Consider the following 20151-nt stretch of genomic DNA (forward strand, 5'->3'; position numbering starts at 1 on the left):
GCCGGTCCGGGTCAGCGGCCGGGGCCCTGCGCGCCGTACGGTCCCCAGCCACCGTATCCGCCACCGCCGTACCCGCCGCCGTACCCGCCGCCGTATCCGCCCCAGCCGCCCTGGCCGTTCGGCGGGCAGTACGGTCCTGAGCAGGTGCCCCATCCCTGGGAAGGGGAGGGCCAGCCCGTCGCCGGAGTGGACTTCGCCGGATTCGGGGCCTGCTTCGACACGCTCCTGGTCGCCGCGGACGGCGTACGGGACGGCTCGGCCTGGGGCGTCGGGGTCGTCGATTCCGCCTCGGTGCCCCAGTTGACCGACTGCATCCGCAGCGAGTTCGAGGTGTCGACGACCCAGCGCTGGGTCTCGTCCTCCGTGCGCGCCTTGAGCACGAGTCCCGCGTCGGGCGCGGACGAGGCGGGGGTGAGGGCCAGGTCCTGGTTCCAGCGCGGGATGATCGCGCCCTGGAGGGTGATGTCGTAGCGGACGTTCTTCGTCCCGGACTGCGACTGCCCCGTGCACTCGGCCAGTTGGACCGAGTAGCCGAGGTGGGAGTCGAGGCACAGGTCGGGGGCGGCGACGCTGCGCAGCAGTCCGTTCGTCTCGTACGCCCACTGCTGGGTCACGGACGAGGAGCAGGACAGCAGCACGGCCTCGGCACCGACGACCGCCTTCTTCTCGTCGAGGCCGATGCACAGGCCGCTGTCCTGGCTGCGCAGCCGGCCCTCGAAGGCGCCGGTGGGCACATGGGCGGCGGCGCCTACCCATGAGGGCGATCCGGAGCCGCTCGCCGATCCCGGGGTGGGCCCGCCGGACGGCGTGCCCGTCGCGGTGTTTCCGCCCGACCGGGAGCCGGACCACAGGGCCAGCGGAAGGAAGACGAGCGCGCTCACCGTGGCCACGGCGAGGGCGAGCTGGCGGCGGTGCGGGGTGCGTCGGGGGGCCTTGTGCGCGGCGGCGGTGCGGGGGCCGAGGGGGGCCGTGGCGGTTTGCGTGAAACGGCGGAGGCCGCTGCCCGGGGCGTCCGTCGCCACCGGGTCCTGAGCGACGTGGCCCGGTTCGGCCGGGCCGGCAGGTGCCGGGGGCTCGACAGCCACGAATATGTCGTTCACATCGGCCGGATCGACCAGCGGTTCCCCTCCGACGGGTGGAGCCATGGGCGCCCGCGCCGCCCGGGCCTCCGTGGCCCGGGGGCCCTTCGCATCGAGGTACGCCTGTGCGCCCCAGCCGAGCACGCCTTCCGCGAGGAGGAGCGGAAGCCGGCGGTGGAAGCCCTCCAACTGCTCGGCCGCGTTGTGGCAGTGCGTGCAACCGTCCATGTGGAGGCGCAGATCGGGGTCGAGAACGTTGTCATCCCGACGCAGGGAGACGTCCAGTAGACGCGCGTAGCGTCGGCAGTCGTCGTCGGGTGCGGACTCGCGGTGGACGTCCAGACAGGCCTCACGCAGTTGTTCGCGTGCGCGCTCCAGCCTCACCGCGGCGTCGGCGATGTCGATTCCCAGCAGGGCGGCGGGTACGGCGAGTTCCTCGCGTTCGACCTCGACGTGCCAGAGCAGACAGCGGGTGGGCTCGGCGAGCCGCTGGAAGGCGCGGGAGAGGAGTCGCCGGTTCTCGGGCGGCAACAGCCGTGCCGCGGCGCGTTCGGCGCTGTCGGGGTCGGACCGCAGGGCGGGGTCCAGGAGTTCGCGCCGGTGGTCGGTGTCCCATTCCGCGGCCAGGCGCCGTATCGCGACGAGCAATTGAGGCCGCCACGCGGCGGTCGGTCCCCCCTGGCGGGCGGATTCCTCGAAGAGCCGGGTGAATGCCGCTGTCGTGAGCATTCCGGCGGGGTGCGCTCCGTCCGTGCACAGCCGCGCGTAGGAGAAGGCGGGCTCCCAGTGCCGGGCTAGCAGTTCGCCGATCGGCTGGTGCACGGGGCGCTTCCCTGCGGCCTTCTTCAGTTCGGCGGCGAGCTGTTCGTCCGTAGCGTCGTACGACGGACGGGGGTCGGGGGAATTCTGCTGGACCCCGTCATTCACGTCCACGTTCCTCCAAAGCCCACGCAGAAGTTCTTAGTACATACCAATGGAGGCACAGCCCGGCCGACAGCACGCAGGGAGTGCTCATGGGAGGATTATCCGGCATGCCGAACGCCCGCCCGGGACAGCTCTTTTGAAGCGGTTGGCGAACGGCGAAGCCGGATGTGCGCAACGGTAAAAGCAATGGCCCGCGCGCTGTCGGTGATACCTTTGCACAGGTCACCGAGACCGAACAAGAGACTTCCTCACTTTCCTTTTCCTGCCGGGTACCGATGACTTGACGAAGAGTCAGTCAACCGGGTAGGCGGTGCTGCGAATTACGCGTCCGTCCGGCTCGCCTGCACCGGAAATTCATCCGTCGATGCGCCGCTGTGCGGACCGGTAGGCACCGGGAGGGGTTCCGTAGCGCCGGCGGAAGACGCGATTGAAGTGGAACGGGCTGACAAAACCGGACACGGCGGCCACGCGTTCGACCGGCAGTTCGGTCGCCTCCAAAAGCCGGGCGGCGTGCCCCAGCCGGGCCTCACGCAACACCTTCGTCGGGGAGTCGCCCAGCTGTTCGGTGAAAAGGTGCGCGAAACGGGACGGGGAGAGCGAGACGCCCTCGGCCAGGGACCGCACGGTGTGCGGTGCGCCCGGGTCGGCCGTGATGAGGGCTTCGGCGCGGCGGATCCGTTCGTCGACACCGGAGCGCGACAGCCGGTCCCGGGCGGTGGCGACCAGCACGATCTCCTCGATGCAGCACAGGGCCAGTTCGCGGGCGGTGGTGCCGTGGGCGACGGCGACCTCCCCGTCCGCGGGCGGTGCGGGGTCGGGGGGTGTGCCGTCGCCGGTCCAGCGGGCGTCGGCGAGCATGCGCCGGAAGGCCGTCTCGATGCGGCGCCGTCCGTGCCCGGCGGAGACGGCATACAGGCGGTGGCCAACGTCGTACGGCCCCAGCCGGCCGGCCCAGGAGGTCCTTGCCTGGCAGTGCACCCACCAGAACGCCCAGTGCCGGGCGCCCGGGGCGACCGCGTACCGGTGCGGCACCCCGGGTCCGAGCACCACCAGGTCCCCGGCGCCGGCCGTGACGCGGGACGTGCCCTGGCCGAGCGTGCCGCTCCCGCCGGTGGTCCAGGTGAACAGCCAGCTGTCGGCGCCGCCCGGCCGGTGGACGCCGTATCCCGGCGGCTGGTCGAAGCGTCCGACGGTCACCAGGCCGGGCGGCGGGGACGGGACAGCAGGCTCGGGCAAGTCGTCAGCACGCACAGGCATCCTCCCGAAAGGCGCTCCGGCCTACGGTGAGGCACATCGGACACCACCGGGATGGGACGGCCGTATGACAGTCACGGGCATGGAGGGATTCGAGGAGGACGGCTTCGCGGTGGCGCGCGGACTGTTCTCCCGCGCCGAGATCGACGAACTGTGCGCGGAGTTCACGGCGCTGCACGCCGCGGGGCCGGTGCCGGGGCACTTCGAGCCGCGCGCGGCCGGGACCGACGGACCGGCCGATCCGCTGCACCTCTTCCCCCGCGTCATGCACCCGCACCGCATCAGTGACCTGTCACTGCGCTTCCTGCTCGACGACAGGCTGCGGGAGATCCTGGAGGCGCTGCTGGGCGAGGAGGTGCTGGCCGCGCAGAGCATGTTCTACTTCAAGCCGCCGGGCGCCCGGGGGCAGGCGCTGCACCAGGACAACTTCTATCTGCGGGTGGAGCCGGGCACATGTGTGGCCGCATGGATCGCCTGCGACGTGATCGACCGGGACAACGGCGGTCTCGAGGTGGTGCCGGGCACCCACCGGATGGACCTGTTCTGTCCGGAGGAGGCGGACGCGGAACTGTCGTTCGCGCGTGAGTACGTACCGCCGCCGCCCGGACTGGCCGCGGTGCCGGTCGAGATGGAGCCGGGCGACGTCCTGTTCTTCAACGGGTCTCTGGTGCACGGATCGCAGCCCAACCGCAGCGCCGGTCGCTTCCGCCGCTCCTTCATCGGCCACTATGCCGGCCGTTCCGCACAACGCATCGGCGGCTTCTACCGCACCCTGACGATGGACGGCGCGGCCGCTCCGCTGCCCGAGAGCGAGGGTGCGGGTCCGTGCGGCACGGAGTTCGCGGTCGCGGGCCCACACTGACCCGTACTCGTCACGAAATTCATCAAGAGAATCATCAAGTGACTAGGAGGCTTGTGAGGAGCCTCGCGGGGAGGTGAAGCCGAGGATCGCCCCCGCGACCGCCCTGGGGTTCTCCAGCAGCATGGCGTGCGTGGCGTCGATCTCCGTGACCGTCACATCGTCCCGCTCGGCGGCCAGCGCGGCGAGATCCCGGGCAAGCCCCTCGGCATAGGCGGCCATCATCGCGTCGAACCACTCCAGGCCGGGGACGGAGGGCACGGGACGCCGGGCGCGGCCGAGCAGCAGCGGCGCGGTCGTCCTGCGGAACAGGTCGAAGAGGTCGAGCGAGTCCATGGCCGAGCGCATCTGCTGCCCCTCCTCCCGCCCGGGCCGCAGCTCCAGGACGCCGTCGTCCCGCTCCCGCACGGCACGCAGGACGCCGGCCTCCAGCAGTTCATAGGGGATGCCCAGTCGGTCGGACATCGCGCGCTGCTCGGCGAGGAGGTTCTTGAGCCCGTCCGCGGGCAACTCCCTCCCCGGGCCTGCGGCACTCAACTCCCGTACCTCTGCGAGGTGTTGGGAGACGTCGTCCGGATCGAGACCCACGTACTGGTCCGGGCGTCCCCACCCGAACCCGTCGAGGTTCACGGCACCGGGGGTGACGCCCGGGTGCTCCAGCGCGTACAGCACGGCGAGCATGCCGCCGAGAGAGTGTCCGACGGGGAGGGCGTCCGGGATTCCGTACTCCTTCAGGACGTCCTCGATGTCGCCGAGCACCTCCGGCAGCTTCCAGGGGCCCGACGGCGAGAGGCCGTGGCCGCGCAGATCCACGGCCAGCACCCGGTGGCGCGCCACGAGCAGGGGTGCGACGGCGGCCCAGTCGGCGAGCGTGCGTCCGGCACCGTGCAGGAGGAGCAGGGGCGGTCCGTCGCCCCCGTGGTCGTGCACGGCCAGCGCGATACGGTCTCCGGTCATGGGACGACAGTAGAACGTCGGGGCGGGGCGCACGCAGGATCTTGGACCGGAGGTTCCCGGTGCCTGTGCGGGAGGGTCCCATGACGCCGGAACCGCGCGCGAAGCTGGGCCACCGGGGCCAGCGGGTTCCCGCCCGCAGGTGACCGTACGGCGTGGGCGCGCAGCGGCGGCCGGGCGGGCGGCGCATCCTCGTGGCACGGGAGCGGCGCCGGGTCGCTCGCGGCCGTGCGGGAGGAATTCGGTGCCGACACGCATGTGGCTCCTCACGACGCCCCGGATGCTCGCGGGGACGGTCGTCCTCGCCGCTGCGGTCGGTTCGGCGTCCGTGGCCCAGCCCGTCGGGCGAGTCGTGCAGCGGGCGGCCCGCGCGCCCCAGCCCGCCACCCTGTGCGCTGCCGCGGGCACGCTCAAGGGCCAGGGCGGGCAGACGGCCACGATCGGCCTCTGCACAGGCAGCGGGAGCGCCGTGATGAACGTGTCGGCGCCCGCGAGTTGCGCACGAGGCGGGACGAAGGTCCGGTTCTCCTGTCTGACCTCCGGCTCCTGGACCGCGCGAAGGGGCGGCAGGACGGTCGCCTCCGGGACGCTCTCCGGCGGCACGCCGTATCCCGGGCCGGGCAGGTACGACCTCAGCGGCACCGTGCACGTGCGCTCGAAGCCCGGCGGCGTGGACCTGAACGGCACGGTGCACACCACGCTCACCCTCACCGACCCCCTCCGGCCCCCCACGCACCGCATCCAGGTCGGCCAGCGCACCCTTCACCCGCGCACCACGACCACCCTCACCTACACCGTCCACCGCGACAGCGACGACGGGGACGGCAGCGCACGCTTCGGGCTCATCGGGGAGGAGAGTTCCGGGATGAGGGTGGCCACGGACGACAGCCGGTGCATCAATCCGCTGACCGGCCGCTATCCCTCCGGCCACCGGAACATGTACGCGCTCGACTGCACGCTCACCGACCTCCAGCCGGGCCACCCGGACACCGTGGTCGTCCGGGTCACCGTCAAGGACGTCTGCTCCACCGTCGTCTCCAAGCTCGGCTACTGGATGCCGCAGGGGCAGGCCCTGTTCACCGGCGGCATGATCGCCGGGCCCACGGTCACGTGCGAGGCGTGAGCAGGTCCAGGACCCGCTCCCACCCGAAATCCGAGCGCGTGCCGTCCGGGCTCACCCCTCCGGCGTGGGGGTCGCCGAACCGGACGCCCATACCGCCCAGCCGTTCGAGGCTTGCGCGGTAGGCGGGGTGGGCCGCCAGCGCCTCGCTGACGCAGGGCAGCACGGCGATCGGCACGCCGAGCCCGTACGCCTCGCAGAGGGTGCCCAGCGCGAGGGTGTCGGAAATGCCGGCGGCCCACTTGTTGACCGTGTTGAAGGTGGCCGGGGCCACGACGACCGCGTCCGGGTCCGGGAACGGCCGCGGGTCGCCCGGGGAGCGCCAGGCGGACCGGATCGGGCGTCCCGTCTGCGCCTCGACCGCGGCCGTGTCGAAGAAGCCGAGCGCGAGCGGGGTGGCGATGACGCCGACCTCCCAGTTCCGCTCCTGGGCGGCCGTGATCAGCTTGCTGACGTCCGCGGCTGTGCCCGCGGCGCAGACGACGACGTAGAGGAAGGGTTTCGGCGCGTGTTCGGTCACGTGTGCACCCTAGTGAGCCCGCCCGGACGGCTGCGCTGCTGCTACCGTAGAGAACGCTGGTTCTCCCATTGAGCACGCCCAGGAGGGGTCCGTCCATGGACAGCGAAGTCGCCCGCGACCGGGCGCTGGACGCCGCGGAGGAGCTGTTCTACGGCCGCGGCATACAGACCGTCGGGATGGACGACATCCGCAGCACGTCGGGGGTGTCGCTCAAGCGCCTGTACCAGCTGTTCCCCGCGAAGGAGCAGCTGGTCGAGGCCTATCTGGAGCGGCGTGACCTGCGCTGGCGGCAGCGGCTCGCCGAGCATGTGGACCTGCGCACGGACCCCGTTGAGCGGATCCTGGCCGTGTTCGACTGGCTGCGGCAGTGGTTCGGCGAACCCGGCTTCCGCGGGTGCGCCTGGATCAACTCCTACGGTGAACTCGGCGCCACGTCACCCCGGGTACTCGCCCAGGTGCGCGCCCACAAGCAGGCGTTCAAGGCCTACCTGGCCGGCCTGGTGTCCGACGCGGGGCTGCCCGCGCCCCTGGCGGGCCAGCTGTATCTGCTGGCCGAGGGGGCCATGGTCACCGCGGGCATAGAGGGCACGGTGGAGCCCGCCGAGCAGGCGCGCCGTGCCGCCGGGCTCCTGCTGGACGCCTGCCGGTAGAGCGTGCCCCGCCCTCAGTTCCCCTCCCCGGAGACGGTGATGGCGCTCACCGGGCAGGCGCGCGCGGCCTCGCGTACCAGTGGGTCCCCTCCGCCGTCCTCCTTGCCGGGCAGCAGTTCGCTGTAGCCGTCGTCGTCCTGGGTGAAGACGCCGGGTGCGGTGAGGGCGCACTGGCCCGCTCCGATGCAGACGTCCCTGTCGATGGAGATGGAGATGGAGACGGAGATGGGGTTGGGGTTGGGGTTGGGGTTGGGAATGGAGCTGGAGCTGGAGATGTCGCCGGTCATGGTCGCAGCCTCTTACCAGGTCACGGGGAGTTCCAGCATCCCCTGGATCGTGTCGCCCGGTTTGAAGGGGATCTCGTCCGCCGGGGCGGCGAGCCTCAGGCCGGGCAGCCGGACGAAGAGGGTGCGCAGGGCGATCTCCAGCTCGGCCCGGGCCAGGTTCTGCCCGAGGCACTGGTGGATGCCGAACCCGAAGGCGATGTGGTGGCGGGCCGGGCGGTGCCAGTCCAGGGTGTCCGGTTCGGGGAAGGCGGTCGTGTCACGGTTGACGACGGAGGTGGAGAACAGAACACCCTCTCCGGCCCGGATGGTCCTACCGGCGATCTCGATGTCCTCGGTGGCCACCCGCAGCAGCCCGTCCGCGATCGACAGGAAGCGCAGGAGTTCCTCCACCACCGCGGACATCACGCCGGGGTCGGCCCGCAGCTCGGCGAGCTTTTCGGGGTGGCGGAGCAGGGTGAACGTGCCGAGGGAGATCATGTTGGCCGTCGTCTCATGCCCGGCGACCAGCAGAAGAGTGGCCAGGGAGAGCAGCTCGGCCCGGTCCAGTTCTCCCTCGCGCAACTGCTCCTGGATGAGCTCGTCGAGCAGCCCCTTCCCCGGCTCCTCCCGCTTGCGGTCGATCAAGTCGCCCAGGTACGTGTCCAGTTGGTTGCGGGCGTCCTGGGTGTCGGCCGGGGAGGGGCCGCGCAGCAGCCTGCGGGACTGCTCCTCGAAGAAGTCGTGGTCGGCGTAGGGCACCCCGAGCAGCGCGCAGATCACCATCGACGGCAGCGGCAGCGCGAAGGCACTCACCAGCTCGGCGGGCGGTCCGGCGGCCTCCATGGCGTCCAGGAGCCGGTCGACCGTTTCCTGGATGCGCGGGCGCAGGGCGGTGGCCCGCTTGAGGGTGAAGCTGGGGACCAGCATGCGGCGCTGGGTGTGGTGTTCGGGGTCGTCCACGCCGAGCAGGGCGAGCCTGCGGTTGCGGGCGGCAGCGAACCGTTCGGTGGTCGCCGGGAACGTGGGACTGGTCCGGTCGGAGGACAGGCGGGGGTCGGCGAGGAGCTCACGGGCGGCGGAGTGTCCGGTGATCACCCAGACATCGCGGCCGTCGTACAGGGTGACCCGGGCCAGGGGCCGTTCCGCCCGCAAGGGGTCGTAGGCAGCCGGGGGGTGGTAGGGGCAGGTGCGGTCCTGAGGGAAGGCGACGGGCTCTGACACGGTGGTTCCGGGTTTCGTCATGAATGACCTCGCACGCGAAGATTCGCTCTTGCCGATCATCATTAGATGCCCCAGGCATCTACAGAACCACCCGAAGTTCGGCCAGATCCGCCGGATGCCGTATGTGGCCGAAGCGTGTCGCCGGCCGGGCGGGCTCGTTCCGGCGACGCGCTTCGGGACGCACCGGGCGCGCGGCGACCGTCGTAATTCGCTTGCCCGCGTACACGCCGCTCCCCCACCATCTGCGCATGCCGAAGACCGCAGCCTTCCTGCCGCCGACCTCCGCCGCCGTTCGTCCGGTGCGGGTTCAGCAGCAGCCCGGCCGTCCGCGGAGGCTCTCGCTTCCCCGGTCGTGACCGGCGCGCTCGTCGCGGGGCTTGTCGCGGGCTACGGCATCGCCGTGCCCGTCGGAGCGGTCGCGACCTACCTCGTCTCCCTCACCGCCCGTACGTCGCTGCGCACCGGTGCGTGCGCCGCGCTCGGTATCGCCACCGCGGACGGGCTCTACGCCCTGGTGGCGACCCTCGGCGGCGTCGCCCTGGCCGCCGCGCTGCAACCGGCACTGGTTCCGCTGCGCTGGATCTCGGCACTGGTACTGACCGCTCTCGCGGTGCGCGGCGGCGTCGGCGCCCTGCGTCAGTACCGCTCTCCCGGACCCATCGCCACGGCCCGTGCGGCGCCGCCGGGCCCGGGGCGGGCGTATCTCGCTCTGCTGGGCATCACGCTTCTCAACCCGACCACCGTGATCTACTTCGCCGCGCTGGTGCTCGGCAACCGCGCCGCCGACGCGGTACGGCCGCTGGAACAGGGCCTGTTCGTCCTCGCAGCGTTCGCCGCGTCCGCGAGCTGGCAGCTGCTCCTGGCCGGGGGCGGTGCGCTGCTGGGCCGGGCGCTGACCGGGCGGCGCGGGCGGCTGGTGACGGGACTCGTCTCCAGCACGGTGATCGCGGTACTGGCGGTGCAGATGCCGACCGGCCCGGCGTGACGGAAAGCCGTCCGTTCACGGAGAGAATTCTGGCCGGTCCCGTCACCTTCGCCCCGGCCCGTTCAAGGAGCCGGCGGGCGTCACATGAGCACGACTCCGCCGGTCGCCCGGGCGTGTGGTGGGGATGAAACCGGGGGGCGACTGGTGTTGAATCTTGAAGTGCGCGGCCGCAAGGCCGAGGCCGTGGGACCGCGTCGCGACGGACGAGACAGCAGTCGTAGGCAACGATGGGACGGATGTCATGCCTCTTGAGGGCGAGTACGAACCCAGCCCGACGCAGTGGGTACGCGAACAGGTGGAGCTGTACGAGAGTTCCGGTGGCACCAAGGGGACGACGCTCCTCGACACGGGGATGCCGGTGATCATCCTCACCACCCTGGGTGCAAAGAGCGGCAAGATCCGCAAGACTCCGCTGATGCGCGTCGAGCACGAGGGCTCGTACGCCGTGGTGGCCTCGCTGGGCGGCGCACCCAAGCACCCCGTCTGGTACTACAACGTGACGCAGCATCCCACGGTGGAGCTCCAGGACGGGCCCGTGCGCCAGGAGATGACGGCCCGTGAGGTCACGGGAGAGGAGAAGGCGGTGTGGTGGGAGCGGGCGGTCGCGGCGTATCCGCCTTACGCCGACTACCAGACGAAGACCGACCGCCAGATCCCCGTCTTCGTGCTGGAGCCCACCGGGACGTGAGTGCCGGATCAGCGAGCCGCACGGCTTCTTCGTCGTGCGGCTCGTCCGTGTCCGGCGGTTCCCCGCGTCATTCGGGCAGCGGCTGTTCGGCCCAGATCGTCTTTCCCTGACTGATCTGGCGGCTGCCCCAGCGCTGGGTGAGCTGGGCGACCAGCAGCAGTCCGCGGCCGCCCTCGTCGTAGGCGTGCGCCCGGCGCAGATGCGGTGAGGTGGAACTGCCGTCGGAGACCTCACAGATCAGCGAGCGGTCGCGGATCAGCCGCAACTGGATGGGCGATCCGCCGTACCGGATCGCATTGGTCACCAGTTCGCTGACGACCAGTTCCGTGACGAACGCGATCTCGTGCAGACCCCACTCGGCCAGTTGCTCGACGGCGTGCTGCCGGGCGGTCGCCACATGCGCGGGGTCGGGCGGGACGTCCCAGGTGGCCACCTGGTCGGCGCCCAGGGCCCGGGTGCGGGCCAGCAGCAGGGCCACGTCGTCGCCGGGCTCGTCGGGCAGCACGGACTTCAGGACCTTGTCGCACAGGGCGTCGAGGGACCCACTCGGGATCTCCAGTGCGTGGCACAGCTCACTGACGCCGTGGTCCAGGTCGCGTTCGCGGCCCTCGATCAGTCCGTCCGTGTACAGGGCGATCAGCGAGCCCTCCGGCAGTTCCAGTTCGGTCGCCTCGAAGGGCAGGCCGCCGACGCCCAGCGGCGGCCCGGCGGACATCGTGACGAGCCGGGATATGCCGTCGGGCTGCAGGACGACCGGCGCCGGGTGCCCCGCCGCGGCCAGGGCCAGACGGCGCGAGACGGGGTCGTAGACCGCGTACAGACAGGTCGCTCCCAGCTCGGCTACCTCCTCGCCGCCCTCTCCCGTCGCCAGATGGGTGACGAGGTCGTCGAGGTGGGTGAGGAGTTCGTCGGGCGGCAGGTCGACGTCGGCGAGGGTCCGTACAGCGGTGCGCAGACGCCCCATGGTGGCCGAGGAGCGGATACCGTGCCCGACCACGTCCCCGACGACCAGGGCGACCCGGCTGCCGGACAGCGGGATCACGTCGAACCAGTCGCCGCCGATACCGGCCAGCGATCCGGAGGGGAGATAGCGGTGGGCCACCTCGACCGCGGCCTGTCCGGGCAGGCCGCGCGGCAGCAGGCTGTGCTGGAGGGCCAGCGCCGTCATCCGCTCGCGCGCGAAGCGGCGGGCGTTGTCGATACAGACGGCCGCCCGGCTCGCCAGCTCCTCGGCGAGGACGGCGTCGTCGGCCGCGAACGGGTCCGGGTTGTGCGTGCGCACGAACACCGCCGCGCCCAGGGTGGTGCCACGGGCCCGCAGCGGCACCGTCACCAGGGAGTGGGCGCCTTTGCGGTGCGCGGGGTCGCCGATGCCCCGGGCGCTGCGCTCCTGCACCCAGCGGTCGAAGTCCGGTTCGCCGGCCCTGCGCAGCACGGCCCGGCTCTCCCGCAACGCCCGCGCGGGCGGTGAGTGGGGCGAGTAGGTGTCGGCGTCCCCCAGCCTGACGGCCGCCTCGGGGGTGCCCTCGTTGACGGACTGATGGGCGATCCGGCGCAGGACGACCTCGCCGCTCCGTTCCATGGGCGGCTCGTCCTGACCGAGGACCCAGTCGAGCAGGTCCACGCTGGCGAAGTCGGCGAACCTGGGGACGACGACCTCCAGCAGTTCTTCGGCGGTGCGCACCACGTCCAGGGTGGTACCGAGGGCGGTCGCCGCCTCGTTCAGCAGGACCAGGCGCCGGCGGGCCCAGTGCTGCTCGCTGTTGTCGACGGCTGCGACGGCCACGGCGGTCATCTCGTCCGGGGCCGTGCGCACCGGCCACATGTAGACGGTCCAGGCGTGCTCCCGGCTGTCGGACGGGGCGCGGGTGTAGCCCTCGAAGCGCACGGGGTTCCCGGTCTCCGCGACCTGGCGCAGATGACGGCGGAAGCTCCGGCCGTACTCGTCGTCCTCGGGCACGGTGTCGGGGAAGTACCGTCCGACGAGCGTGTCCGCCTCGACCTGCATGAGCTCGCCGGCCTTGTCATTGGCGCGGAGGCAGCGCTCCCTGGTGTCGAAGACGGACATCGCGACCTGCGCCTGCTGGAAGGCCTCGGCCACCAGGACCGAGTCCTCCGTCGCGGGCGCGGTGGTGACCACGAATCCCTGCGGGGCGCCGTCCGCGCCCATCACGGGATGGGCGCTCAGGCACAGTGACACGGAGTGACCGTCGCGGTGCCGCACCACGGCTGTCCCGGTGAGGGCGATCAGCCCGGGCAGTGGTACGTCCTCGGCGAGCAGCTGCTGCACCGCGCGGCCCACGACCTCCTCGGCCTCATATCCGGTCAGCCGCCGGGCACCCTCACTCCATCCCGTCACCGTGCCCCGGGCATCGATGATCGCCGCAGCGGCGACTTGCTCCATATGGTCCAGAATGATCCCTCCTTTGCATTGCCTCAACCCGGCGGTCCGCGGCGGTGGCGACGGTGGTACGGGAGGCCGGCGGCACATCGGCGGCCGCCGGGGTCCGCCGTGGATGGCGGTCCCTCCGTCCGCGCCGGGGCGGCGACCCCGCCGCACACCGGGCCTCCATCCTCGGCCAGGCCCAGTCCGCAGCCCGTTCGTCGCCGCCCCGCGCAGCAGCCGGCAGAATCGAGGTCCGCTCCGCCAGACGCGCGTGCGGCAGCAGACCACGCTCGCCGGGGTGGCCCTGGCCGGCGCGGCCTTGTGGACGTCCCACCCCAAGCCGAGCGACAGGCCCAGCAGCCCGTGCCTTCACTGTCCGATTCGGCTTCGGCCGCGCCGGGCTGCCGGTCCCCCACCCGGAGCGGATCGTGGACGAGGTCAGGCTCCGCAGCCTGCGGCGCAACCCTCACCCGTTCGCGGGACACCCCGCGGTACGAACGAGTCCCTCCGTGTGCGGGGACTTCGGGGTATGCGCAGGCTGATAGCGGCTGCCGTCCGTGATCACAGCGAGGGACCATGATCGTAACGGTGGTGTCGATGCCGGAAGGGATCGTCGCTCAAACTCATGTGTCGAGGGCACGTGAACGACTCGTGGCGTCCCGGTTCCTGCTCGTGGACATCGAGCTCCCCGAGAAGCCGGCGCCCGACGAGCAGCCGATCGCCCATCTGCTCGGCCTGGAGGCCGAGGACTTGACGTGGCTCGGCAGGGAAGCCGAGTCCGCGCGCGCCGAGTTCCTCGGAGACAGCGCCGCGTTCGTCGTACCCGTGATGGAAGCCGGCCGGATCACCCACATCCATGCGTTCGTGACCGAGCGCCATCTGGTCACGGTGCACCGCGGGCCGATCGAAGCGGTCCGGGGCCTCACCACCCGGTTGCGGCATGAACGACCTGCCGACGCCGTGGCCATGCTGTTCCTGCTGCTCCAGGAGGCCCTGGAGACCTTCCGCCGGTCCGCCGTGCAGGCGCTGTTGGAGGTGGAGGACCTCGAGGACGAGATGTTCCAGCGCCGGGAGCCCCACCAGGTCTATCGTCTGGCACGGTTACGACGGCACGCGGCCCTCCTGCATCACGCACTCCTCCCCTACCTCCAGGTGACGGACGAGATCTTCACGCGGCGGATGATGGACCGCAAGTTCCCGGAGGAGCGGCAGAGGCTCGCCCGTACGTTCCAGCACAATGCGAGGCTCGTGCTCTCGACCATCGAGTCCCTCCAGGACGCCGCCCGGCGAGCGTTCGCCAGCTACTCCTCCCTGGTGTCCGGCGAGCAGAACAGCGTGATCAACCGGCTGGCCATCGTGTCGGTGATCTTCCTGCCGCTGTCGTTCCTGACCGGGTTCTTCGGCATGAACTTCACGTATATGACGGACGAGTTGGAGAGCAAGGCGGTCTTCTGGCTGTTCGCGGTGGGATTGCAGGCGGTTGTCCTGCTCGTCGCCCTCTACGTGCTGCACCGCACCCGCCTGTGGCGAAAGCTGCACGACGAGGACGGCCTCGACGACCGGTGAGCCCGGGGCCCGTGCCCTCAGTCGACGGCGCGCCCGCGGCCCGTCGACGGCGACGGGCCCCGAACGGCGAAGCGGCGCCGGGCCGAGCATGACCGCGACATCACCGGCCCGGCGGACGAGGGGGATGCCTTCGACCGCGGGAATCATCGGACCGGGGGCGAACAGCATGTCACCGCGCCCGTACGGAGTGACGACGCCGAACCGGCGCCGTACAGGATCAACGCCACCGACAGCGACACCAGCGGTTCGAAGGCCGCGCCCAGCAGCCGTTCCGGGTGGACGGCATCGCCTTCGTCGGTCGTCACCGTCGGCCCGCGCCTTGCGCTATCCGCCCGTGGCGAAGCCCGGGAACAGCGTCATGCCGCCGTCCACGTAGAGGGTGGTGCCGACGACATAGTCGAGCAGGTCGGAGGCCAGCACGGCGACCGCCCTGGCGATGTCCTCCGGGTCGCCCACCCTGCGGTAGGGGATCAGGCTCAGCAGGCTCTCCTCCGCGTCCGGAGTGTCCCAGGCGCTGCGGTTGATGGGCGTGCGGATCGCCCCGGGCGCCACCGCGTTGACCCTGATCCTGTGCGGCGCCAGCTCCTGAGCCAGGGTCTGCATCAGCATCAGTACGCCGCCCTTGGAGGCCGCGTAGTTCACATGGCCCGCCCAGGGAATGATCTGGTGGACCGAGCTCATACAGATGATCTTCCCGGCGGACGACGACACCTCGGGAACCACTCCCCTGCGCAGGAACTCCTTCGTCGCCTCCCGTGCGCACAGGAATTGGCCGGTGAGATTGACATCCAGGACCTTGTGCCACTGTGCGAGGGTCATGTCGGTGATGGGAGCATCCCGCTGGAGGCCGGCGTTGGCCACCATGATGTCGATGGTCCCGAGCTCCTCCACCATGCGGGAGACCATCTTGACGACCTGGTCCTCCTGGGAGACGTCCGCCTCGTGGGCGTACGCGCGCACCCCGAACCCCTCGATCTCCTGCACGACCTGATCCGCGGAGTCGGGGGCGGCGACGTAGTTGACGACGACGTCGGCGCCCATCCGGCCCAGCGCGATGGCGGTGGCCCTGCCGATCCCCGAGTTGGCGCCGGTGACGAGAGCCTTCTGCCCCTTCAGGAGCGGGAAAGCAGTGATCTCCTGAACTTCGTTCACACTGGTGCCCACGGTTGCCTCCAGTCGATGCTGCCCCGGAACGCGCCCCGGGACCATGGGGATTTCTCGGGCCGATCACCCATGACCACACCACTTCCGGCAACGCTCGGCACGCCGCGGACCCCGTCTCTAGCCCGACCGAGAACCCTTGTCAGACCAACGGACCAGCCGAGGCAGCCATCGCGACCCCCTGGCAGTTCGGCGGTGTCGGGCGGCCTTCGCTCGCCGCGCACGCAAACGCCCGATACCGCACATTGGAGACATGGATCGCTATCCGCCAATCGCTGATCACGGGCTGGTCGGTGATCTGCAGACCGCCGCACTGGTCTCCGATCACGGCGTCGTGGACTGGTTCGCTGCTCCCCGTTTCGACTCACCCAGTGTGTTCGCGGCCCTGCTGGACCACGATCGCGGCGGATATTTCCGGTTGGCGCCGGAAGGCGGGGACGGAGGGTCCTGGCGGCAGCTGTACTACCCGGACACCGCCGTGCTGGTGACCCGGTTCATGTCATCCGACGGCGTGGGCGAGGTGATCGACTGCATGCCCGCGAACACCTCCGGCCGGGCCGACGACCGCCACACACTGATCCGGGCCGTGCGGGCCGTGCGCGGCACGGTCCGTTTCGACCTGGAGTGCCGGCCCCGGTTCGACTACGCCCGCGCCGATCACAGCCTCGACATGCGCCAGGACGGAGCGGTCTTCGACGCCCCGCACCTCACCGCCCATCTCCAAGGCACCTTCCCCCTGCGGCGCGACGGCCAGGACGTCACGGGAGAGGTGACACTGCAGGAGGGGGAGGCCGCCGCTGTGGTCTTCACCGTCTGCCGACCTGACGGGCCCGCGCCCCCGCCCCCCACCAAGGACCAGGTCTCCGAAGAGATCTGGGACACCATCGACTTCTGGCAGCGGTGGGTGAACACCTGCCGCTACCGGGGACGATGGCCCGACATGGTGCACCGCTCGGCCGTCACGCTGAAACTGCTCACCTACGCCCCCACCGGCGCCCCGATCGCCGCGGCCACGATGGGGCTGCCGGAGCAGGTCGGAGGTGAGCGCAACTGGGACTACCGCTACACCTGGGTCAGGGACGGCTCGCTGTCCGTCCGCGCCCTGCTCGACCTGGGCTTCGTCGACGAGGCGACCGCCTTCACCCGCTGGCTGGGAGACCGGCTGCACGACCAGGCGGGACCGGACGGGGAACCGCTCCAGATCATGTACCGGGTGGACGGCGACCCGCGCCTGACGGAGGAGGTTCTGGAACACTTCGAGGGCTACCGCGGCTCCTACCCGGTCCGGGCCGGAAACGCCGCGGCCGACCAGTTGCAACTCGACATCTACGGCGAGGCCATGTACGCCCTCTCCGAGAGCCGCAAGGTCGGCATGCACATCGGCTACCACGGCTGGAAGGGGCTGAGCCGGACCCTGGACTGGCTCGCGGACAGCTGGGACCGTCCCGACGAGGGCATCTGGGAGACCCGCGGCGGCCGCAATGACTTCACCTACAGCCGCGTCATGTGCTGGGCGGCCTTCGACTGCGGTCTGCGCCTGGCCGAGGAATGGCGCCGGCCGGCGGACACCGCCCGCTGGAGGACGGCTCGCGACAGGATCCTCGATCAGGTCATGGAACGAGGCTGGAACAAGGAGGAGCAGGCACTGGTCCAGCACTACGGCAGCGACGTCCTGGATGCCTCGCTGCTCCTGCTCCCACGGGTGGGCTTCCTCGCCCCCCTGAGCCCGGGCTGGCTGAACACGCTGGACGCCATCGACCGCAGACTGGTCTCCGACAGCCTCGTCTACCGCTACGACCCGGCCGCGTCACCCGACGGCCTGCGTGGCTCGGAGGGCACCTTCAGCCTGTGTACCTTCCTGTACGTCGATGCCCTGGCCCGCTCGGGCCAACTGGCCAAGGCTCGCTACACATTCGAGAAGATGCAGACCTACGCCAACCACGTCGGCCTGTTCGCCGAGGAAATCGGCCCCGGCGGCGAGCAACTGGGCAACTTTCCCCAGGCCTTCACGCACCTCTCCCTCATCATGGCCGCCTCCTCCCTCGACGACGCCCTCGACAACGCCGCCGACCGGGCAACGGGCCGCCCGGAACACGAGCGGCGGCCCCCGTGGCGCTTCAAGTAGGCGGCGGTCCACTCCCGGCCCCCGCGCCCGCACTCGCAGGCCGAGCCACTCGGTCCGCCGAAGCTACCGGCAACGCCGGGGCAGCACCGCGGGGTCGGTCCCGGCGGTCTCTACGCGATGCAGGGCGTCGGTGATCGCTTCACCGATCTCCGTGAACTGCAGTACCTGCTGGGGAGTGAGCGCGTCGAGGGCCGCGCGGCGCACGGCTTCGACGACAAGGCGGGCGCCAGGCTCTTCCTGAGGCGGCTGAACTCCCGGTCCACGCAGAAGAAGGCGATCGCCACCTGGACCTGGTCGGTGCGCGAGGACGTCGCCCCTCCGTCCGGTCTCAAGCCTCTGGCGTCGTACAGGAACACCGCGGTCAAGTGAGAGGCGCGGACCCCGCAGACCCGGACAACACCCTCGGACGAACGCCGGGCGCCTTCTGACCGTCACGGTCGGAAAGGTCCGCCGAGCACGTCACCAGAGCTTGTCAATCTCCCCGGGATAGAGCTTGATCCGACTGCCTTGGAACGACTCCCGGGCCCGGCGGCCCTCGGCCGAGAAGAAGCCGGCCATGGTGACCTTGTCGAAGCCGCGCCAGTCGCTGGGGAAGGGATCCTGGGGCGTTCCCCCGACCAGCACCGCTCCGGGGAGCAGGCGCCAGCCCGCGCGTTCGTAGAACGCCTGCAGCGGGCGGTCGCAGGTGAACAGGCCCAGGTCCATCCGCTGGGCGATCATCTTCTCTCTCGCCGCCACCACCAGGCGCCGGCCGTACCCGCGACCACGCGCCTCCCGGCGCGTCACCACGGTGCTCAGCCCGCCGGCCGCATAACGCCGGCCGGCGTGGCTGATCTCCTTGGACAGGATGTCCAGTGTGGCCAGTACCGTCCCGTCGGCGACGAGCAGCATCGACAGCGGCCGCAGCGCGGGATCGTGGGCCGGCTCATCAGGAGGGGTCGGCGGTCCGCTCGTGGTCGGCCACGCCTCCTCCTGAAGCTCCCGCACCTGGACGCGCAGGTCGGACGGAGTGACTTCTTCCGGGAATGACAGGATGTGCACGCGTCGATTCTCGTGACTCACCGTGCGCGGGCAAGCAGTTTTCTTCTCGCGTCCAGCAGTGTCCTCGGTGCCCGCTGCCGTGTTCCAGGGAAATTCTCATTTCCCGGAATCCGTGTGCATGATCCGTGCCGGGCAGGGCAGCCGTGCGTCAGGCCCCGCCGTGTTCCCCCGTCGCGGCGGGGCCGTCCTCGCGACCCTTGCGCCGGGCCTCCGCGCGGGTCGGGGCGTCGGTGATGTCGAGGAAGATCTGGTCGGCCTGCGGGACGGTGTGCGCGACCGACCGTTTGATGCATACCGCGACGTCCTCGACCTCCTCGCTGTCCAGGCCGGGGACGAGGTCGACGCGGGCGGCCACCAGGGTGGAGTCGAGGCCCAGCTGCATGGTGAGCAGCTCCTCCACGCTGTCGATCTCGGGCTGGGCCTGCAGCAGCGCGCGGATCCGGTGGCTGAGCTCCGGATCCGCGGCCTGGCCGATCAGCCGGCCGCGTGCGTCACGGCCGAGCCGGTAGGCGACGTACACGAGCAGCACGCCGATCGCGAACGAGGCGGACGCCTCCCATACGACAGCGCCGGTGACCATGTGGAGCGCCATCCCGACGATCGCGAGGACCACCCCGAGCACCGCCGTGCTGTCCTCGGCGACGACCGTGCGGAGCGCCGGGTCCCGAAGTCCCTCTGCGGCCGAGCCGTGCTGCCGGTGCACCTGGTGGAGGGCGCGCAGCAGGGAGAGGCCGTCCATCAGCAGCGCGACGCCGAGCACGGCGAATCCCGCCACATAGCCGCTGCGCGACTCCTGCTCGCCGCTCTTCAAGGCCTGGAAGCCCTGGAAGAAGGAGAAACAGCCGCCCATCACGAAGATGCCGACGGCCGCCAGCAGTGACCAGAAGAACCGCTCCTTGCCGTAGCCGAAGGGGTGGTCCCGGTCGGCCGGGCGGCGGCTGCGGTGGAGGGCGGCCAGCAGGAAGATCTCGTTCAGGCTGTCGGCCACGGAGTGCGCCGCCTCCGACAGCAGTGCGGGCGAGTGGGCGACGAGTCCGCCGATGGCCTTGGCCGCGGCGATCAGGATGTTCGCGGCGAGCGCCACGAACACCGTGACACGCGTCTTTCGGTCGGAGGCCCGGCGGCGCCGCACGGAGTGGTCCTCCGACGATTCGCCGGGGGAAGGCTCCCCCGTCGAGGGCGTCCGGTCGATCCGTTGCGCGTTCGAGGATGTCCCGCTCACGTCGCCCGACTGCCCCCATCCGTGCGTCTCACACGATGTGGGGCGGGAGTCCGGGGAACCCTACCGACATGCGCCCCGTGGCCGCGACCTCTACCGAACGCCCGGCTTCGGTGACACCGTCGGCTTCGAC

19 protein-coding genes are annotated in these 20151 nt (G+C 71.0%); 8 read left to right on the forward strand and 11 right to left on the reverse strand.

The window, feature by feature from the left end; translation table 11 throughout:
• Positions 1–11: 11 nt before the first annotated feature.
• Positions 12–2006 (reverse strand): ricin-type beta-trefoil lectin domain protein, encoded by a 1995-nt coding sequence (locus ABT186_RS07385; protein WP_351924012.1) that lies wholly within the window; start codon positions 2004–2006, stop codon positions 12–14.
• A gap of 351 nt (positions 2007–2357) precedes the next feature.
• Complete coding sequence (locus ABT186_RS07390; RefSeq protein ID WP_351924014.1) at positions 2358–3260, reverse strand: helix-turn-helix domain-containing protein; 903 nt, start codon at positions 3258–3260, stop codon at positions 2358–2360.
• A 64-nt stretch (positions 3261–3324) separates the two neighbouring features.
• On the opposite strand from ABT186_RS07390, the gene ABT186_RS07395 reads away from it, so the two are divergent.
• On the forward strand, positions 3325–4119 hold the full coding sequence (locus ABT186_RS07395; protein WP_351229500.1) for a phytanoyl-CoA dioxygenase family protein: 795 nt from the start codon (positions 3325–3327) through the stop codon (positions 4117–4119).
• Positions 4120–4161: 42 nt separating this feature from the next.
• On the opposite strand, the gene ABT186_RS07400 is transcribed toward ABT186_RS07395, so the two are convergent.
• Positions 4162–5073 carry an alpha/beta fold hydrolase gene (locus ABT186_RS07400; RefSeq protein WP_351924016.1) on the reverse strand — a complete coding sequence of 304 codons (912 nt, stop codon included), beginning with the start codon at positions 5071–5073 and terminating at the stop codon, positions 4162–4164.
• Positions 5074–5314: 241 nt separating this feature from the next.
• On the opposite strand from ABT186_RS07400, the gene ABT186_RS07405 reads away from it, so the two are divergent.
• Positions 5315–6193: a hypothetical protein gene (locus tag ABT186_RS07405; RefSeq protein WP_351229496.1), complete on the forward strand. Its 879-nt coding sequence runs from the start codon at positions 5315–5317 to the stop codon at positions 6191–6193.
• Here the strand turns inward: ABT186_RS07405 and ABT186_RS07410 are convergent.
• Positions 6177–6710, reverse strand: a complete 534-nt coding sequence (locus tag ABT186_RS07410; RefSeq protein WP_351229494.1) for a flavoprotein — start codon at positions 6708–6710, stop codon at positions 6177–6179. The two genes, ABT186_RS07405 and ABT186_RS07410, sit on opposite strands and share 17 nt — an antisense overlap.
• 95 nt (positions 6711–6805) lie before the next feature.
• On the opposite strand from ABT186_RS07410, the gene ABT186_RS07415 reads away from it, so the two are divergent.
• On the forward strand, positions 6806–7360 hold the full coding sequence (locus ABT186_RS07415) for a TetR/AcrR family transcriptional regulator (RefSeq protein ID WP_351229492.1): 555 nt from the start codon (positions 6806–6808) through the stop codon (positions 7358–7360).
• 14 nt (positions 7361–7374) lie between these two features.
• Here the strand turns inward: ABT186_RS07415 and ABT186_RS07420 are convergent, their stop codons facing one another.
• Entirely contained in the window at positions 7375–7575 is a 201-nt protein-coding gene (locus ABT186_RS07420; protein WP_351229510.1) for a ferredoxin, read from the reverse strand.
• An 84-nt stretch (positions 7576–7659) separates the two neighbouring features.
• Positions 7660–8868, reverse strand: a complete 1209-nt coding sequence (locus tag ABT186_RS07425) for a cytochrome P450 (RefSeq protein WP_351229490.1) — start codon at positions 8866–8868, stop codon at positions 7660–7662.
• Between the two features lie 331 nt (positions 8869–9199).
• Between ABT186_RS07425 and ABT186_RS07430 the strand changes: the two genes are divergently transcribed.
• Entirely contained in the window at positions 9200–9832 is a 633-nt protein-coding gene (locus ABT186_RS07430; RefSeq protein ID WP_351924018.1) for a LysE family transporter, read from the forward strand.
• Between the two features lie 241 nt (positions 9833–10073).
• Positions 10074–10520, forward strand: coding sequence for a nitroreductase family deazaflavin-dependent oxidoreductase (locus ABT186_RS07435; RefSeq protein WP_351229486.1), 447 nt, complete (start codon positions 10074–10076; stop codon positions 10518–10520).
• A 67-nt stretch (positions 10521–10587) separates the two neighbouring features.
• Here the strand turns inward: ABT186_RS07435 and ABT186_RS07440 are convergent, their stop codons facing one another.
• A complete protein-coding gene (locus ABT186_RS07440; protein ID WP_351229484.1) occupies positions 10588–12924 on the reverse strand; it encodes a SpoIIE family protein phosphatase in 2337 nt (778 codons plus the stop codon).
• 558 nt (positions 12925–13482) lie between these two features.
• Here ABT186_RS07440 and ABT186_RS07445 point away from each other — a divergent pair.
• Positions 13483–14472: a CorA family divalent cation transporter gene (locus tag ABT186_RS07445; protein WP_351924020.1), complete on the forward strand. Its 990-nt coding sequence runs from the start codon at positions 13483–13485 to the stop codon at positions 14470–14472.
• Between the two features lie 143 nt (positions 14473–14615).
• Here ABT186_RS07445 and ABT186_RS07450 read toward each other — a convergent pair whose 3' ends face one another.
• A complete protein-coding gene (locus ABT186_RS07450) occupies positions 14616–14777 on the reverse strand; it encodes a hypothetical protein (RefSeq protein WP_351229480.1) in 162 nt (53 codons plus the stop codon).
• A gap of 19 nt (positions 14778–14796) precedes the next feature.
• Positions 14797–15636: an SDR family oxidoreductase gene (locus ABT186_RS07455; RefSeq protein ID WP_351229478.1), complete on the reverse strand. Its 840-nt coding sequence runs from the start codon at positions 15634–15636 to the stop codon at positions 14797–14799.
• A 250-nt stretch (positions 15637–15886) separates the two neighbouring features.
• On the opposite strand from ABT186_RS07455, the gene ABT186_RS07460 reads away from it, so the two are divergent.
• Both ABT186_RS07460 and ABT186_RS07465 read left to right on the forward strand, forming a co-directional pair.
• Complete coding sequence (locus ABT186_RS07460) at positions 15887–17758, forward strand: glycoside hydrolase family 15 protein (protein ID WP_351924022.1); 1872 nt, start codon at positions 15887–15889, stop codon at positions 17756–17758.
• 117 nt (positions 17759–17875) lie between these two features.
• Positions 17876–18127, forward strand: a complete 252-nt coding sequence (locus ABT186_RS07465; RefSeq protein ID WP_351924024.1) for a hypothetical protein — start codon at positions 17876–17878, stop codon at positions 18125–18127.
• Positions 18128–18217: 90 nt separating this feature from the next.
• On the opposite strand, the gene ABT186_RS07470 is transcribed toward ABT186_RS07465, so the two are convergent.
• Complete coding sequence (locus ABT186_RS07470) at positions 18218–18799, reverse strand: GNAT family N-acetyltransferase (RefSeq protein WP_351924026.1); 582 nt, start codon at positions 18797–18799, stop codon at positions 18218–18220.
• A 148-nt stretch (positions 18800–18947) separates the two neighbouring features.
• Complete coding sequence (locus ABT186_RS07475; RefSeq protein ID WP_351924028.1) at positions 18948–19931, reverse strand: cation diffusion facilitator family transporter; 984 nt, start codon at positions 19929–19931, stop codon at positions 18948–18950.
• Positions 19932–20151 lie beyond the last annotated feature (220 nt).

Source organism: Streptomyces sp. NPDC001634 (assembly GCF_040298185.1).
Taxonomy (GTDB): domain Bacteria; phylum Actinomycetota; class Actinomycetes; order Streptomycetales; family Streptomycetaceae; genus Streptomyces.

Excerpts from the sequence above, each read along its gene's own strand:
- ABT186_RS07390 (WP_351924014.1), bottom strand. The coding sequence starts at position 3,260 with ATGCCTGTGCGTGCTGACGACTTGCCCGAGCCTGCTGTCCCGTCCCCG.
- ABT186_RS07395 (WP_351229500.1), top strand. The coding sequence starts at position 3,325 with ATGACAGTCACGGGCATGGAGGGATTCGAGGAGGACGGCTTCGCGGTG.
- ABT186_RS07400 (WP_351924016.1), bottom strand. The coding sequence starts at position 5,073 with ATGACCGGAGACCGTATCGCGCTGGCCGTGCACGACCACGGGGGCGAC.
- ABT186_RS07415 (WP_351229492.1), top strand. The coding sequence starts at position 6,806 with ATGGACAGCGAAGTCGCCCGCGACCGGGCGCTGGACGCCGCGGAGGAG.
- ABT186_RS07425 (WP_351229490.1), bottom strand. The coding sequence starts at position 8,868 with ATGACGAAACCCGGAACCACCGTGTCAGAGCCCGTCGCCTTCCCTCAG.
- ABT186_RS07435 (WP_351229486.1), top strand. The coding sequence starts at position 10,074 with ATGCCTCTTGAGGGCGAGTACGAACCCAGCCCGACGCAGTGGGTACGC.
- ABT186_RS07440 (WP_351229484.1), bottom strand. The coding sequence starts at position 12,924 with ATGGAGCAAGTCGCCGCTGCGGCGATCATCGATGCCCGGGGCACGGTG.
- ABT186_RS07445 (WP_351924020.1), top strand. The coding sequence starts at position 13,483 with ATGATCGTAACGGTGGTGTCGATGCCGGAAGGGATCGTCGCTCAAACT.
- ABT186_RS07460 (WP_351924022.1), top strand. The coding sequence starts at position 15,887 with ATGGATCGCTATCCGCCAATCGCTGATCACGGGCTGGTCGGTGATCTG.
- ABT186_RS07465 (WP_351924024.1), top strand. The coding sequence starts at position 17,876 with ATGCAGGGCGTCGGTGATCGCTTCACCGATCTCCGTGAACTGCAGTAC.